The organism is Pseudomonas sp. H3(2019) (assembly GCF_007713465.1).
Taxonomy (GTDB): Bacteria; Pseudomonadota; Gammaproteobacteria; order Pseudomonadales; family Pseudomonadaceae; genus Aquipseudomonas.
The window spans coordinates 105,519-121,371 of record NZ_VMSG01000019.1 but is presented as its reverse complement, the minus strand read 5'-3'; the positions used below and the strand labels follow the sequence as shown (position 1 = coordinate 121,371).

Here is a 15,853-nt window from a genome sequence, read left to right as displayed (position 1 = left end):
GTCACGGGATGCATTCCCACGCAGAGCGTGGGAACGATCAGTTGAGGCTCAGGATTTTTTGGTGGCAGCCGCTGCTTTGACGCCGCGCTGGCGCAAGGCTTCGAACAGGCAGACGCCGGTTGCCACGGAAACGTTCAGGCTGCTGACGCTGCCCGCCATCGGCAAACGCACCAGATAGTCGCAAAGATCACGCGTCAGGCGACGCATTCCGCTGCCTTCCGCACCCATGATCAGGATGGTAGGGCCGGTCAGATCCTGCTGATACAGGTCCTGCTCGGCCTCCCCCGCCGTGCCGACAACCCACAAGCCACGTTGCTTGAGTTTTTCCAGGGTGCGCGCCAGGTTGGTCACGGCCACCAACGGAATCACTTCCGCGGCACCACAAGCGACTTTTCGTACAGTCGGGGTCAGGGTGGCTGACTTGTCCTTCGGAACGATCACCGCCAATGCACCCGCCGCGTCGGCAGAACGCAGACAAGCACCGAGGTTGTGCGGATCGGTTACGCCGTCGAGCACCAGCAGCAGCGGCGCGCCTTCGGTACGGTCGAGCAGCTCGTCGAGCATTGCCTCGCCCCAGACCTGGCTAGGACTTACCTCCGCCACCACGCCCTGGTGCACACCCTCAACCCAGGCATCCAGCTCACGACGCTCGGCCTGGCCGACCGCAACGCGGTTTTCGCTGGCCAACTCGATCAGCGTCTGAACACGCGGATCACTGCGGCCTTCGGCCAGCCAGATCTGCTTGACGCGTTTCGGGTGATGACGCAGCAACGCTTCTACGGCATGCACGCCATAGATTTTTTCCAACTGACTCATGACTTGGCCTTAGGTTTACGCGCCCCGCCGCTTTTGGCTGGAGCCGAGCCCGCTTTTGGCGGGCCTTTACGGTGTTTACTCGGTTTGGCTGGCTTGCCGCCGGAGGCCTTTTCAGGCGCCGACCGCCCGGTCTTTCCCCCAGACGCCGCTTTACCGCCGCTCTTCGCTTCGGCCAGCAACGCCTGCTTCATTTCACGACTTTTGCGTACTTCGGCGTTTTTCGCCGCGGCATCGCTCGGACGATAAGCCTCGACCACCTTTTCCTTCGCCGGACCGCGACGACCGGTTTTGGCCGGCGCAGGTTCAGCAGCAGTCTTGGCGGCAGGCGCCGAGGTCTCTGCACCACGCTTCTTGCGGCCAATCGGCGCGCTGATGGTTTTTTCAGCCATCTCGAAGTCGATCTTGCGCTCGTCCAGATCAACCCGCATCACACGCACTTCGACGGTATCGCCGAGGCGGAAGCTGCGACCGGTACGCTCACCGGCCAGGCGGTGATGCACAGGGTCGAAGTGGTAGTAATCGCCCGGCAAAGCGGTCACGTGGACCAGACCTTCGACGTAGATATCGGTCAGCTCGACGAACAGGCCAAAACCGGTCACTGCGGTGATCACACCCGGGAACGACTCGCCCACGCGATCCTTCATGAACTCGCACTTGAGCCAGTTCACCACGTCGCGGGTCGCTTCGTCGGCACGGCGCTCGCTCATCGAGCACTGCTCGCCGAGCTGCTCCAGCGCCGCTTCGTCGTACGGATAGATGCGCGCTTTCGGAATGGTCATCGCCCCGGCACGACGCACGTGCGGCGTGTCTTGTTTGGAGTGGATGACGCTGCGAATCGCCCGGTGCGTGAGCAAATCCGGGTAACGACGAATCGGCGAGGTGAAGTGGGTATAGGCTTCGTAATTCAGGCCGAAGTGGCCCTGGTTATCGGCGCTGTACACCGCCTGGCTCAACGAGCGCAGCATGACGGTCTGGATCAGGTGGAAATCCGGACGATCCTTGATCCCGGCCAGCAACGCCTGGTAATCCTTCGGCGACGGGCCGTCCTTGCCTTTGTGCAGGGACAGGCCGAGCTCACCGAGGAAGGCCCGGAGTTTTTCCAGACGCTCTGGTGGCGGACCATCGTGAACCCGGTACAGCGCAGGGATTTCGTGTTTTTTCAGGAATTCGGCGGTGGCCACGTTGGCCGCCAGCATGCATTCCTCGATCAACTTGTGCGCGTCGTTGCGCACGGTCGGACGGATTTCGGCGATCTTGCGCTCGGAACCGAAGATGATTCGGGTTTCCTGCGTTTCGAAATCGATCGCGCCGCGCACGTGGCGTGCCGCCAACAACACCTTGTACAGCGAGTAGAGCTGCTTGAGGTGCGGCACGACGTCGGTGTATTCGCCACGAAGCTGACGAGCCTCGGTGGTTTTCGGCTGTTCCAGCATTGCGCTGACCTTGTTGTAGGTCAGGCGGGCGTGGGAGTGAATCACCGCTTCGTAGAAGCAGTAGTCAGTCATCTCACCGGACTTGGAGATGGTCATCTCGCAAACCATGGCCAGCCGATCAACGAGCGGGTTCAGCGAGCACAGGCCGTTGGACAGCTGCTCTGGCAGCATCGGCACCACGCGCTCGGGGAAGTACACCGAGTTGCCGCGCACCTGGGACTCGGCATCCAGCGCCGAGCCAATCTTCACGTAGCTGGAAACGTCGGCAATCGCCACGTACAACTTCCAGCCACCGGAGAACAGCCGCAGCTTGCCTGGCTTGGCTTCGCAGTAGACCGCGTCATCGAAGTCGCGGGCATCTTCGCCGTCGATGGTGACGAACGGCAGATGACGCAGGTCGATGCGCTTCTCTTTGTCTTTCTCTTCGACTTCCGGCTTGAGCTTGGCGGCTTCCTTGAGCACTGCTTCAGGCCAGACGTGAGGAATGTCGTAGGTCCGCAGGGCAATATCGATTTCCATGCCCGGCGCCATGTAGTTGCCGACCACTTCCACCACATCGCCTTGCGGCTGGAAGCGCGGGGTCGGCCAGTGCGTGATCTTCACTTCAACGAATTGGCCGATATTGGCGTTGGCGTTACGCCCCGGGGTGACCAGCACTTCCTGCTGGATCTTCGGGTTGTCGGCCACCACAAAGCCGATGCCGCCTTCTTCGAAGTAACGACCGACGATGCTTTCGTGAGCACGCGAGACCACTTCGACGATTACGCCTTCGCGGCGACCACGACGGTCCAGACCGGAAACCCGTGCCAGCGCACGGTCGCCATCGAACACCAGACGCATTTGCGCCGGGCTCATGAACAGGTCGTCACTGCCATCGTCCGGGATCAGGAAGCCGAAGCCGTCACGGTGACCGCTGATGCGACCCAGGATCAGGTCGAGCTTGTCTACCGGCGCGTAAGTGCCGCGACGGGTATAGATCAGTTGAGCGTCGCGCTCCATGGCGCGCAGGCGGCGGCGCAGGGCTTCGATCTGGTCTTCTGTGGTCAGACCAAACTCTTCGACCAGTTGCTCGCGGTTAGCAGGCGAACCCCGATCAGCAAGGTGCTGAAGGATCAGTTCGCGGCTAGGAATAGGGTTTTCATATTTTTCCGCTTCACGAGCGGCCTCGGGATCGAGGGACTGCCAATCGGCCATTAGAGAGTTTTCACCTTGTCTATATGCGGGTTAGTTTGGCATAGGCGTAATGAAACGGGAAATTTCAGGCTCTTGGAGGCCCTAAATATCCCTTCCTCCGCCTGGAAAGACAGCATCAAGCACCGCTCGTAAAATTTTCCAGGTTTTTTTGAGTTCAGGGGTTTACAGTTAAAAGGACGCTCCGTATAGTGCGCGCCATCGACGACGCAGACGCATGTCGATACTGCCCAGATGGTGAAATTGGTAGACACGCCAGCTTCAGGTGCTGGTGACCGATACTGCCCAGATGGTGAAATTGGTAGACACGCCAGCTTCAGGTGCTGGTGACCGCAAGGTCGTGGAAGTTCGAGTCTTCTTCTGGGCACCAATTTCGAGCTTGAGATTAGTTCAATTTCAAGGCTCACACAAAAACCCGCGAAAGCGGGTTTTTGCATTCTAGCCTTTTGATTTATTAAAATTAAATCAGGGGTTTACAGATCAAAACGCTCTCCGTATAGTGCGCCACATCAACAGCGGCAACGTTGCTGATACTGCCCAGATGGTGAAATTGGTAGACACGCCAGCTTCAGGTGCTGGTGACCGCAAGGTCGTGGAAGTTCGAGTCTTCTTCTGGGCACCAATTCAAAGTTCAAGATCAACGATCTTGAATCTCACAAAAACCCGCGAAAGCGGGTTTTTGCGTTTCTGGCATTCACTAATCTCCATCCACCGCCATCCCTGTGGCGAGAGGGCTTTTACCTAACTTACGACGCGGATGTATATGAGCCGCTGACATCGCCAATCGCGAGCTTGCTCGCGATGGCTGCACCCCATACAACAAATCAGACCCTGAACTGCCCCAGGCTCGCTTTCAGCTGCGCCGCCAGACTGTCCAGCACCTTGCCGCTGGCCGTGGTTTCCACCACCGCCTGCGCCGCACGTTCGGCCTGAGCATGAATGGTCTCGACCCGCCCACGCACCGCGTGCGCGCCTTTGGCCTGATGGGCCGCCGCCCGGGTCGCCAGACCGATGGCCGCATGCACCTGCTCGACAGAAACCTGCACCGACTGCTGCAAACGCGCACTGTCGCGCAATACCAGCAAACCCTCGCTGGCCTGACGCCCTGCCTGTCCAATCGCTGCCACGGCCTCGCGAGCACCTTGCTGCAACGCCCCGATGTGCGCCTGAATGTCTCCCGTCGAGCTTTGAGTCTTGCTGGCCAGCGCCCGCACTTCATCGGCCACCACCGCAAAACCACGCCCGGTCTCACCAGCCCTCGCCGCTTCGATCGCCGCGTTCAGTGCCAGCAAATTGGTCTGCTCGGCGATTCCGTGAATCACCTCCAGCACCACTTCAATCTGCTCGCTCTGCTGCGCCAAACGCTCGATGACTTTGGCCCCGGTATCAACCTGCCCGGCCAACGCCTCGATGAGACTGCCAACCTGCGCCGAGGTGCGGGTGTTTTCATCCGTTGCCTGACGAATATCCACCACCTGCTGCAACGCCGCCTGCATCGCATGGCTTTCGGTCTGCGCCTCGTCAGCCATTTGCGACAAGGCACGCAAGCTCTCCGCCACTTCATCGCGCTGGGATTTCGCCGCCGCATCGGCGCCGGCATTGCGCTTGCTCATGGCACCGATTTCCACACCGGTGCGCTGGGCCACATCACCCGCCTCGCGAACGATCGGCTGCAACTTATCCACAAAGCGGTTGACCGCCGATGCCATGTCGCCGATCTCATCTTTGCTATTGATCTGCACGCGCTTGGTCAGGTCGCCATCACCCGCGGCCAGATCCTCCATTGCCGCGATCAACAGCTTCAGGCGATTGACCACCCGCCGCCCAAGCACGACCGCCAGTAGCAGCAAGACACCGCAGCCGACCAGCGCCAGCGCCATGCCGATCCGCCAGCGCAAGGTCGCCGCCGCTTCCTGCACGGTGTTGGTGGTATTGGCTTTCATTTCGGTAGCCGTGGACTGTGCCGACTGCAAACGCGAGCGCATGGCCGTGGCGCTATCGGCTGCAGCGCCTTTGAGGCTGTCGCCGACCAGTTGATCACTGCTGGCGATCAGCGCCGAGAAGCGCTTGTCGAGCGCCGCCAGGTCAGTTTCCACCGACGCCGTGGAGACCCCCATCAGCACCTTGCCGATTTCCACGCCATTGGGATTGATCGAGGCCTCGAGGTAGTAAACCGAAGGATCGTTCTTCGCCGCACTCAGCACTTTATCCAGCGCCCGCTCACCTTGGCCTTTTTCCACAAGGGCAGCGTTGATCGGGTTTTCCCGGTTCAGGTAGCGGGTCAGGTGCTGACCAGTGGCGTCGTCGTACACCACGAACAGCACATTCGGATTGCGCTGGGCCCGGCGGGCGAACTCGGACAGCGTTGGAACGTCGCTGTCCCACATCGCGCGGGGTGCGACCGACGCCAGGAGCTGAGCCATGTCATTGGCCGAGTCCTTCAGGTCCTTTTCCAGGGCCGCACGCAGTTGTGCCTGCTCATCCTTGAGTCGCGAGGACAGGCCGGCGGTCAGGCGCTGACGGGTACTGGTGGAGAGACTATCAAGACTTGAGGTGACTTCACGCCCGGCCTGTTCGAGTTCGCCAGAGAGCTTCTGGCTATCGACGCCGAGACGATTGCCCAAATCAGCTTCCAACGCGGTCACGGTGCTCCGGGTCAGTGCGACAGCCACCAACACTTGCACCAACAGGGCGATACCAAGGGTAACGAACACGGGCCGCAACAAACGGCTTTGTAACAGTGAGAGAACGGCCGACACAGGAAATCCCTCTACTTGCACGCCATTAAATTGATGGCACTCTGGAACAGAGATTCACAGCAAAGGTCATGCCGTCCAACAGGCATAAACGACAAAGGGCCCGATCAAGGGCCCTTTGTTTTTTACATCAACGACTTATCAAGCAAACGGGTGACGCAGAACGATGGTCTCGTTGCGGTCCGGGCCTGTCGAAATAATGTCGATCGGCGCACCGACCAACTCTTCGACGCGCTTGATGTAGTTGCGAGCAGCCTGAGGCAGCTCTTCCAGGGTCTTGGCGCCAAGGGTCGACTCGGTCCAGCCCGGCATTTGTTCGTACACTGGCTCCAGACCGATGTAGCTGTCGGCGTCGGTCGGTGCGTCGATCACGGCACCTTCCTGATTCTTGTAGCCCACGCAGATGTTAATGGTCTCAAGACCGTCCAGCACGTCCAGCTTGGTCAGGCACAGGCCCGAGATGCTGTTGACGTCGATGGCGCGACGCAGGATAACGGCGTCGAACCAGCCGCAACGACGGGCACGGCCGGTGGTCGCACCGAACTCGTGGCCACGTTTGGCCAGGAACGCACCAACGTCGTCGAACAGCTCGGTCGGGAACGGACCCGAGCCAACGCGAGTGGTGTAAGCCTTGGTGATGCCGAGGATGTAATCCAGGTACATCGGGCCAAAACCCGAACCGGTCGCGATGCCGCCAGCGGTGGTATTGGAACTGGTGACGTACGGGTAGGTACCGTGGTCGATGTCCAGCAGGGAGCCTTGGGCGCCTTCGAACATGATGTCTTTGCCGTCGCGACGCAGGTTATGCAGTTCGGCGGTGACGTCGAGCATCATCGGACGCAGCAGCTCGGCGTATTCCATGCACTCGTCCAGAGTCTTCTGGAAGTCGATGGCCGGCTCTTTGTAGTAATTGACCAGTACGAAGTTGTGGTAGTCCAGCAACTCGCCCAGCTTGGCGGCGAAACGCTCGCGGTGGAACAGGTCACCGATGCGCAGGCCACGACGTGCAACCTTGTCTTCGTAGGCCGGGCCGATGCCACGACCGGTAGTGCCGATCTTCAGCTCGCCACGGGCCTTTTCACGAGCCTGGTCCAGCGCTACGTGGTAAGACAGGATCAGCGGGCAGGACGGGCTGATACGCAGGCGCTCGCGCACTGGTACGCCTTTTTCTTCCAGCTTGATGATCTCGCGCAGCAGGGCGTCAGGTGCAACCACCACGCCGTTGCCGATCAGGCACTGCACGCCATCGCGCAGTACGCCCGACGGAATCAGGTGCAAGACGGTTTTTTCGCCGTCAATCACCAGCGTGTGGCCAGCATTGTGGCCACCCTGGTAGCGCACTACGGCGGCAGCATGTTCGGTCAGCAGATCAACGATCTTGCCTTTGCCCTCATCACCCCATTGGGTGCCCAGGACTACGACATTCTTACCCATAACACTTGTCCTCATTCGCGCAAACTTGGTGCCGGCAGCCGCCGGCAGGAAAACTCAAGAAGCCAGCGGCAATACTTGCCAAAGCCCGTTCTGCTGAATCAATTGCCGGTCGCAGTCCGCGTCACGGGCGGCGGCCAATGGTTGCCCAGGCAATGCCTGAACGACACGCTGACCCTCACTGCGCAACTGGCAAACCTGCTGCCAGAGTGCTGCATCCGTACTGTCAGGCATCCAGATACCGCCAGACGGTAGCTCGATTTCAGCACGCCCCAGGGTCACCAGGGTTTTCAAATCGGTAGAGAAGCCGGTTGCCGGGCGGGCGCGACCGAAGTCGGCGCCGATGTCGTCGTAACGACCGCCCTGAGCGATGGACTGGCCAACACCTGGTACAAACACCGCGAACACCACACCGGTATGGTAGTGGTAACCGCGCAGCTCGCCCAGATCGAAGTACAGCGCAAGATCCGGGAAACGCACGGACAAACGCTCGGCAACTGCCAGCAAGTCGTCCAGCGCCGCCAAAACGGGCGCCGGCGCATTGGCCAGGCGCTCGCGAGCAGCAACCAGCACTTCACGGCCGCCACACAGATCAACCAGCGCCCGCAGCATGCCCGACAAATCGGCAGGCAGGCCTTCGGTCAAGGTAATGACCTCATCGATGGCCTTGCGTTGCAGGGCATCGAACAACTGCTGCTCGACTTCACCGGACAAACCGGCGGCACGCGCCAGGCCACGGTAGATGCCGACATGACCAAGATCCATGTGTACATCCGGCACATCGGCCAGTTGCAGCATGGCCAGCATCAGGCTGATGACTTCCACGTCGCTGCTCGGGCTCGCATCGCCGTACAACTCGGCGCCCAGCTGAATCGGGCTGCGCGAGGTCGACAAGGCCCGCGGCTGCGCATGCAGCACGCTACCGGCGTAGCACAGACGGCTTGGGCCTTCACGACGCAAGGTGTGCGCATCGATGCGCGCCACTTGCGGCGTAATGTCGGCACGGAAACCCATCTGCCGGCCCGATTGTGGGTCGATGACCTTGAAGGTCCGCAGATCGAGGTCCTGGCCCGCGCCAGTCAGCAAGGATTCCAGGTACTCGATATGCGGGGTCACGACGAACTCGTAACCCCAGCTCTGGAACAGATCCAACACCTGACGACGCGCAACTTCAATGCGCGCCGCCTCTGGTGGCAGTACTTCTTCGATGCCATCTGGCAGCAGCCAGCGGTCTACCGTTGCCATTACGCCATTCCCCTATGATCCGGGCGGCCAGCCCTCGGGCAAGCCTAGAGTGAAGCAGAATATGTCTGGGCCGCGCGCATGAACAACGCGGCGATCGGCCTGGAACCGGCCTCGCCAAACACTTTCCTCGAAAAACCTGTCGAGTCGTTCAACCCGAGTCTTGCAATAAAAAACCGCAATCAAACGTGCAGACGCAAAAAAGCCGGGAATTTCCCGGCTGCCGCATCATACACACGTTTTCTCAAAGGATCACCCCGCGAGAGGCTTTAGCCGCCCGGCGGGGTCCCTCGAGATCAGTGTCGGATCAAGGCTTGGCTTTTTCCAGGTAACGGAAGAAGTCACTGCTTGGGTCCAGAACCATGACGTCGGTTTTGTTCGCGAAGCTTTCACGGTAGGCGCGCAGGCTACGGTAGAAACCGTAGAACTCCTGGTCCTGACCATAGGCCTTGGAGTAGATCGCTGCGGCCTGGGCATCACCGTCACCGCGAACCTCTTCAGATTCACGATAGGCTTCAGCCAGTAGTACGCGGCGCTGACGATCAGCATCGGCACGGATGCCTTCGGCCAGCTCGTTACCCTTGGCACGGTGCTCGCGCGCTTCACGCTCACGCTCGGTGCTCATGCGCTCGAACACGCTACGGTTCACTTCCTTCGGCAGATCGATGGCCTTGACCCGAACATCGACAACTTCGATGCCCAGCTCTTTTTCCGCCATCTTGTTCAGCGAAGCGGTGATGTCAGCCATCAGCGCATCACGCTCACCGGAAACCACCTCGTGCAGGGTGCGCTTGCCAAACTGGTCGCGCAGGCCCGATTCCAGACGACGCGAGAGGCGTTCGTCAGCAATCTGCTTGAGGCCGGAAGTCGCGGTGTAGAAACGCTCGGCATCCTTGACGCGCCACTTGGCGTAGGCATCAACCATGACCGCTTTCTTTTCCAGTGTCAGGAAGCGTTGTGTCGGTGCATCCAGCGTCATCAGGCGTGCGTCGAATTTACGCACCTGGTTAACGTAAGGCACTTTCACATGCAGGCCCGGCTGAACATCGGTCTGAACCACACGACCGAACTGCAGCAACACCGCACGCTCGGTCTGAGCCACGATGTAGAAACAGTTCCAGGCAGCGATCGCCACGACGACGCCGACAATAAGGGCGATCAGCGATTTATTGCTCATCAGCGACTCTCCCTGGTACGTGCCGGCTGCTGCAGATCAGTTGCCGAACGCGTATGCCCTTCATTGCTGGTCGCGGCCGCGCTGGTTACCGGCGCTGCACCACTACGACCACTGTCGATCATCTTGTCCAGCGGCAAGTACAGCAGATTGTTCTGGCCATTCTTGTTGCCGGTCACGAGAACCTTGCTGGTATTGCTGAAGACTTCCTGCATCGTGTCCAGGTACAGACGCTGACGAGTGACTTCCGGCGCCTTGCGATACTCGGCGACCAGTTTGGTAAAGCGATCCGCCTCACCCTTGGCGCGCGATACCGTTTCGTCACGGTAACCGTTGGCATCTTCAATGATGCGCTGGGCCTGACCACGGGCTTCCGGCACGACGCCGTTGGCATAGGTTTCAGCCTGGTTGCGCGAACGCTGCTCATCTTCACGAGCGCGGATCACGTCATCGAAGGCTTCCTGGACTTCACGCGGTGCCGCTGCGCTCTGAACGTTGACCTGAGTGACGGTGATACCGGTGCGATAGGTATCGAGGAAGCGTTGCAGACGCTCCTTGATTTCGCTGGCCATCAATTCACGACCTTCGGTCAGCACCTGGTCCATGGCGGTGGAACCCACCACATGGCGCAAGGCGCTCTCGGTCGCGTGTTGCAGACTGATTTCCGGCTGATCGACGTTCAGCACGAAGTCCTGCAGATTGGTGATCTTGTACTGCACGGTCAGCGGCACTTCGACGATGTTCTCGTCTTCGGTGAGCATTTGACCCTGCTTGGTGTAGGCACGCTCACGCGTGACGTTTTCCATGTACTTGCGATCGATCGGCGGGAAGTAGATGTTCAGACCCGGGCCGACGGTTTCGTAGTACTTGCCGAAGCGCAGCACCACGGCTTGCTCCTGCTCGTCGACGACATAAACCGCGCTGTACAGCCAGACGGCCGCCAGCACGACAAGGCCGATACCGAGCAGGCCGTAACCGCCACCCTTGCCCGAACCACCGCCATCATCACCGCGTTTCTTGCTACCACCGAACAACCCATTCAGGCTTTCCTGCAGCTTTCGGAAGGCCTCGTCGAGATCTGGTGGCCCCTTGCGGTCGCCATTATTGCGGCGCTTACCACCCCAAGGATCCTGATTATTCGAGTTGCCACCCGGCTCATTCCAAGCCATAGCGCTCTCCATCTGATAAAGCAAAGACGCACCCACGGCGCGCCGACCAATGCTACAGAATGCCTGCCACAGCGGCACAACCGCTTTTTCAGGCTTTTATTGCAAAGTGTGTTGCTCGATGAATTCCAACGGCTGCATTCCCTCGCGGCTCACCAGTCGATTGAGCTCGACTCGCGGCAAACGAACGGCCAGCAAACAGATGCCTTCTTCGTCGTGTTCTTCTTTCTGTACGGCACCGAGTGCAAAGAACTGTGCACGCAGTCGAGCAAAACGCTGCGGCAAGCGCAAGGTGCCAACGAACAAATCGTTGCCGAGCAATTCCGCAATCGCCTGCTTGAGCAGGTCCAGACCCTGACCGTCACGCGCTGATAACCAGACCCGCTGCGGCTTGCCGTCGGCATCACGCTGGATCTGCGGCTCTACGCCCTCGAGCAAATCGAGTTTGTTATAGACCTCAAGGATCGGCAAGTCTTGCGCACCGATCTCGCCGAGCACCAGCATGACCTGTTCGATCTGGGCCATGCGTTCCGGCTCATGGGCGTCGATCACATGCAACAGCAGGTCAGAGTTGCTCGACTCTTCGAGCGTAGACCGAAATGCCTCGACCAGCTTGTGCGGCAGATGACGAATGAAACCCACGGTATCAGCCAGCACGATCGGACCGAGGTCGGCGAGTTCAAGCCGGCGCAAGGTCGGGTCGAGAGTGGCGAACAACTGGTCTGCCGCGAACACGTCGGAATCGGTGACCGAGTTGAACAGCGTCGACTTGCCGGCGTTGGTATAACCCACCAGAGAAACCGAAGGGATATCCGCACGCTGACGACCACGACGAGCCTGATCACGCTGGCTGCGGACCTTTTCCAGACGCCCCTTGATCTGCCGCAGGCGAACCCGCAGAAGACGCCGGTCGGTTTCCAGCTGGGTTTCACCCGGGCCGCGCAGACCGATACCGCCTTTCTGCCGCTCAAGGTGAGTCCAGCCGCGAACCAGTCGCGTACTCATGTAATCAAGCTGGGCCAGTTCGACCTGGAGCTTGCCTTCATGGGTGCGGGCGCGTTGGGCGAAGATATCGAGAATCAGGCCGGTACGGTCAATCACGCGACACTCGAAAACACGTTCGAGGTTACGTTCCTGACTGGGCGTGAGGACGGAATTGAAAATCACCAGATCGACCTTCTCGGCTTTGACCTGGTCGCGCAGTTCCTCGACCTTGCCACTGCCAATCAGGTATTTGGCGGTTGGCCGATGACGCGGCACGTTAACAAACGCGACGGTCTCGGCGCCGGCCGAAATTGCCAACTCCTGAAACTCCTGCGGATCTTCGCGCGCCTCAGGGTCCTGACCATCCAAGTGAACGAGAATGGTTCGCTCACCACCACCGTGGCGCTCAAAGAACAAAGGAGACTCCTATCAGGCGTTACCTGGCTCAGCGTCTGCTTGTTCGGTTTCGGTTGCGCTAGGCAGACGAATTGGACGAACCGGCACCACTGTAGAGATCGCGTGTTTGTAAACCATCTGGCTGACGGTGTTTTTCAGCAGGATAACGAACTGGTCGAACGACTCGATCGTACCTTGCAGTTTGATTCCGTTGACCAGATAGATGGAAACCCCAACTTTCTCTTTACGCAATGTGTTCAAGTAAGGGTCTTGTAGCGAATGCCCTTTTGACATGTGCCGCACTCCTTTAAGGATTCAATAATAAAAAATAGGTAAACAGGTGGCTTAGGCCGTCACACCCCCAAGGATAGACGGCAATTGCAAGGACTCAGCTCAATATGGAGACCGTTCCAAGGTATTTCAAGGCGCGTGACAGATTGTCGCAATCGAGGCTGTCCAACCAGTGTAAATCAGCCCAACTGCGCAGCCAGGTGAACTGGCGCTTCGCCAATTGGCGCGTGGCAATGATCCCACGCTCCTGCATCTCGGCTGACGTCAGCTTGCCATCCAGGTAATCCCAGACTTGTCGGTAACCTACAGCGCGTATAGACGGCAACCCGGCATGCAGGTCACTTCTTTTACGCAGGGCTACGACCTCGTCAATGAATCCCTGTTCCAACATTTGTGTGAATCTTTGTTTAATACGCTCATGCAGTACCTGACGATTCGCCGGAGCGATAGCCAAGTTCGCGACAGTATAGGGCAATTGTGGGCGACCCGAAGCGCCTGCTTCAGTACTTTGCGCAGATTGTCGCGCGCGGAGTTCAGTCATGCTCTGGCCGCTGACCCGATAAACTTCCAGCGCCCGACTGAGTCGCTGCGGGTCATTGGGGTGAATTCGCGCCGCCGACACCGGATCAATGACCGCCAACTGATCGTGCAGGGCTTGCCAGCCAAGGCGTGCAGCCTCTTCCTCGATTTCAGCGCGGACCAGCGGATCGGCCGCCGGCATATCGGCCAGTCCTTCGAGCAAAGCCTTGTAATAGAGCATTGTGCCGCCGACCAGCAGCGGAATATTGCCACGCGCGGTGATCTCGGCCATGGCCTGCAGGGCATCCCGGCGAAAATCAGCCGCCGAATAAGCCTCGACTGGATCAAGAATATCGATCAACCGATGAGGAAACTCGGCCAGCAGTTCCTTCGAAGGCTTGGCGGTGCCGATGTCCATGCCGCGGTAAACCAGCGCCGAGTCGACGCTGATCAACTCGCACGGCAGGACCTTGGTCAGCTCGATAGCCAGATCGGTCTTGCCCGCAGCGGTCGGGCCCATCAGGAATATCGCTGGAGGGAGTTGGCTCATCAACGACCGCGCAAGAACAGTTTGTCCAGATCATCCAGGCCCAGTTGGGTCCAGGTTGGTCGGCCATGGTTGCATTGACCGCTGCGTTCGGTGTTTTCCATGTCCCGCAGCAGACCGTTCATTTCCGGCAAGGCCAGGCGCCGGTTGGCGCGAATAGCGCCGTGGCAGGCCATGGTCCCGAGCAGTTCGTTCAGGTGTGCCTGAATCCGGTCGCTGGTGCCGTATTCCATCAGGTCCGCCAACACATCATGAACCAGGCGATTGGCTTCAGCCTGTTTGAGCAACGCCGGAATCTGCCGGATCGCCAGGGTTTCCGGGCCCAGACGCTGAAGTTCGAAGCCGAGGCGCTGGAACCAGCTGACGTGCTCTTCGGCGCAATCGGCTTCACGCTGGCTGACCGCAATCGACTCCGGCACCAACAGCGGTTGGCCACTCAGGCCTTCGCTGGCCATCGCGACTTTCAGCCGTTCGTACATGATTCGCTCATGCGCGGCGTGCATGTCCACCAGCACCAGCCCTTGGGCGTTTTCCGAAAGAATGTAGATGCCTTTGAGTTGCGCCAGCGCATACCCCAGCGGCGGGATATCGCCCTGACCGTCAGGTAGTGCCGTGGCATTGGCTTCAGGCAGCGGCGCAAAAAATTCGCGATAGGCAGCCTGTGCTTCGGCCACCGGCACCCCCGACTGCGGACGCGGCGTGTATTGATACTGATAACCAGCGCCGGCGCCCGAGCCCGCCGTCGTATTAAAGGACGGCTGTGCCTGCGGCTGCTCCAGCAACGCATTGGCTGCCAGACGCATCTCACCTTGCGGGCCGAACTCGCCGGCTTCGATGCCGGTCGGCCTGACCACGGCCGTCGCGACGGGCGCAGCCAAATGATCTTCCGGACGCACGTCGCCCAAGGCGCGGTGCAAGGTGCCATAGAGGAAGTCGTGGACCATGCGCCCGTCACGGAAGCGCACTTCGTGTTTGGTCGGATGCACGTTGACGTCGACGCCCGCCGGATCGACTTCGAAAAACAGCACGAACGTCGGGTGCCGACCGTTGAACAGCACGTCGCGATAGGCCTGGCGCACCGCGTGGGCCACCAGTTTGTCGCGCACCGCACGGCCATTCACAAAGAAATACTGCAAGTCTGCCTGGCTGCGGTTAAAGGTCGGCAACCCGACCCAGCCCCACAGATGAAGGCCATTGCGCTCGATCTCGATCGGCAGCGCCTGCTCCAGGAAGCCCGCACCGCAGATCGCCGCCACACGCCGGGCGCGAGCCGCGTCGTCATGGGCTTCGTGCAGGCTGAGGATGGTCTTGCCGTTATGGCGCAGATGGAATGCCACGTCGAAACGCGCCAGCGCCAGACGCTTGATCACTTCTTGCAGGTGATCGAATTCGGTTTTTTCGGTCTTGAGGAATTTGCGCCGCGCCGGGGTGTTGAAGAACAAGTCGCGCACTTCAACCGAAGTACCCACCGGGTGGGCCGCTGGCTGGACGCGAGGCGCCATGTCCCGGCCTTCGGTCTCGACCTGCCAGGCCTGATCGGCACCTCGAGTACGGGACGTCAGGGTCAGACGCGCCACGGAGCTTATCGACGCGAGTGCCTCACCGCGAAACCCGAGGCTCATCACCTGCTCAAGGTCTTCGAGATTGCGAATCTTGCTGGTGGCATGTCGCGCCAGCGCCAGCGGCAAATCATCGGAGGAGATGCCGCTGCCATCGTCGCGAACCCGCAGCAGCTTGACGCCGCCCTGTTCGACATCGACGTCGATACGCTTGGCACCGGAGTCGAGGCTGTTTTCCAGCAGCTCCTTGATCACCGAAGCCGGGCGCTCAACCACCTCACCGGCGGCAATCTGGTTCGCCAGTCGCGGGCTGAGCAGCTCGATACGCGCTGCGGTGTTCACGGCATC

The 15,853-nt window shown here is 59.9% G+C and carries 11 protein-coding genes and 2 tRNA genes; 2 read left to right on the top strand and 11 right to left on the bottom strand.

Annotated features, from left to right (window positions below):
• Positions 1 to 48 precede the first annotated feature (48 nt).
• Together rlmB and rnr are read right to left on the bottom strand one after the other, a co-directional pair.
• On the bottom strand, positions 49 to 816 hold the full coding sequence (gene rlmB, locus FPT12_RS19375) for a 23S rRNA (guanosine(2251)-2'-O)-methyltransferase RlmB (protein ID WP_145018661.1): 768 nt from the start codon (positions 814 to 816) through the stop codon (positions 49 to 51).
• Complete coding sequence (gene rnr / locus FPT12_RS19370) at positions 813 to 3,443, bottom strand: ribonuclease R (protein WP_145018658.1); 2,631 nt, start codon at positions 3,441 to 3,443, stop codon at positions 813 to 815. The genes rlmB and rnr overlap by 4 nt, the downstream gene beginning before the upstream one ends.
• A 280-nt stretch (positions 3,444 to 3,723) precedes the next feature.
• Here rnr and FPT12_RS19365 point away from each other — a divergent pair.
• Positions 3,724 to 3,810 (top strand) — tRNA-Leu (locus tag FPT12_RS19365).
• A gap of 165 nt (positions 3,811 to 3,975) precedes the next feature.
• A tRNA-Leu gene (locus FPT12_RS19360) sits at positions 3,976 to 4,062 on the top strand.
• 202 nt (positions 4,063 to 4,264) lie between these two features.
• Here the strand turns inward: FPT12_RS19360 and FPT12_RS19355 are convergent.
• The 9 genes from FPT12_RS19355 to mutL form a co-directional block, all read right to left on the bottom strand.
• A complete protein-coding gene (locus FPT12_RS19355) occupies positions 4,265 to 6,199 on the bottom strand; it encodes a methyl-accepting chemotaxis protein (RefSeq protein ID WP_145018655.1) in 1,935 nt (644 codons plus the stop codon).
• A gap of 138 nt (positions 6,200 to 6,337) precedes the next feature.
• On the bottom strand, positions 6,338 to 7,630 hold the full coding sequence (locus FPT12_RS19350; RefSeq protein ID WP_145018652.1) for an adenylosuccinate synthase: 1,293 nt from the start codon (positions 7,628 to 7,630) through the stop codon (positions 6,338 to 6,340).
• Between the two features lie 54 nt (positions 7,631 to 7,684).
• Positions 7,685 to 8,872 (bottom strand): ATP phosphoribosyltransferase regulatory subunit, encoded by a 1,188-nt coding sequence (locus FPT12_RS19345; protein WP_145018650.1) that lies wholly within the window; start codon positions 8,870 to 8,872, stop codon positions 7,685 to 7,687.
• 304 nt (positions 8,873 to 9,176) lie between these two features.
• Positions 9,177 to 10,046, bottom strand: coding sequence for a protease modulator HflC (gene hflC, locus FPT12_RS19340; protein WP_019691508.1), 870 nt, complete (start codon positions 10,044 to 10,046; stop codon positions 9,177 to 9,179).
• Entirely contained in the window at positions 10,046 to 11,212 is a 1,167-nt protein-coding gene (gene hflK, locus FPT12_RS19335) for an FtsH protease activity modulator HflK (protein WP_145018647.1), read from the bottom strand. Before hflK ends, hflC begins: the two co-directional genes overlap by 1 nt.
• A 96-nt stretch (positions 11,213 to 11,308) precedes the next feature.
• Complete coding sequence (gene hflX / locus FPT12_RS19330) at positions 11,309 to 12,610, bottom strand: ribosome rescue GTPase HflX (RefSeq protein ID WP_145018644.1); 1,302 nt, start codon at positions 12,608 to 12,610, stop codon at positions 11,309 to 11,311.
• 12 nt (positions 12,611 to 12,622) lie between these two features.
• Positions 12,623 to 12,883 (bottom strand): RNA chaperone Hfq, encoded by a 261-nt coding sequence (gene hfq, locus FPT12_RS19325; protein WP_123423785.1) that lies wholly within the window; start codon positions 12,881 to 12,883, stop codon positions 12,623 to 12,625.
• A 94-nt stretch (positions 12,884 to 12,977) separates the two neighbouring features.
• A complete protein-coding gene (gene miaA / locus FPT12_RS19320) occupies positions 12,978 to 13,949 on the bottom strand; it encodes a tRNA (adenosine(37)-N6)-dimethylallyltransferase MiaA (RefSeq protein WP_145018640.1) in 972 nt (323 codons plus the stop codon).
• The gene (mutL, locus tag FPT12_RS19315; protein ID WP_178098814.1) at positions 13,949 to 15,847 is read right to left on the bottom strand and encodes a DNA mismatch repair endonuclease MutL; all 1,899 of its coding nucleotides are present in this window, start codon (positions 15,845 to 15,847) and stop codon (positions 13,949 to 13,951) included. The genes miaA and mutL overlap by 1 nt, the downstream gene beginning before the upstream one ends.
• Positions 15,848 to 15,853: the final 6 nt, after the last annotated feature.

Bases quoted from the DNA above. Each gene is read 5' to 3' on its own strand.
- rlmB (WP_145018661.1), bottom strand. From the start codon at position 816: ATGAGTCAGTTGGAAAAAATCTATGGCGTGCATGCCGTAGAAGCGTTG.
- rnr (WP_145018658.1), bottom strand. From the start codon at position 3,443: ATGGCCGATTGGCAGTCCCTCGATCCCGAGGCCGCTCGTGAAGCGGAA.
- FPT12_RS19350 (WP_145018652.1), bottom strand. From the start codon at position 7,630: ATGGGTAAGAATGTCGTAGTCCTGGGCACCCAATGGGGTGATGAGGGC.
- FPT12_RS19345 (WP_145018650.1), bottom strand. From the start codon at position 8,872: ATGGCAACGGTAGACCGCTGGCTGCTGCCAGATGGCATCGAAGAAGTA.
- hflC (WP_019691508.1), bottom strand. From the start codon at position 10,046: ATGAGCAATAAATCGCTGATCGCCCTTATTGTCGGCGTCGTCGTGGCG.
- hflK (WP_145018647.1), bottom strand. From the start codon at position 11,212: ATGGCTTGGAATGAGCCGGGTGGCAACTCGAATAATCAGGATCCTTGG.
- hfq (WP_123423785.1), bottom strand. From the start codon at position 12,883: ATGTCAAAAGGGCATTCGCTACAAGACCCTTACTTGAACACATTGCGT.
- miaA (WP_145018640.1), bottom strand. From the start codon at position 13,949: ATGAGCCAACTCCCTCCAGCGATATTCCTGATGGGCCCGACCGCTGCG.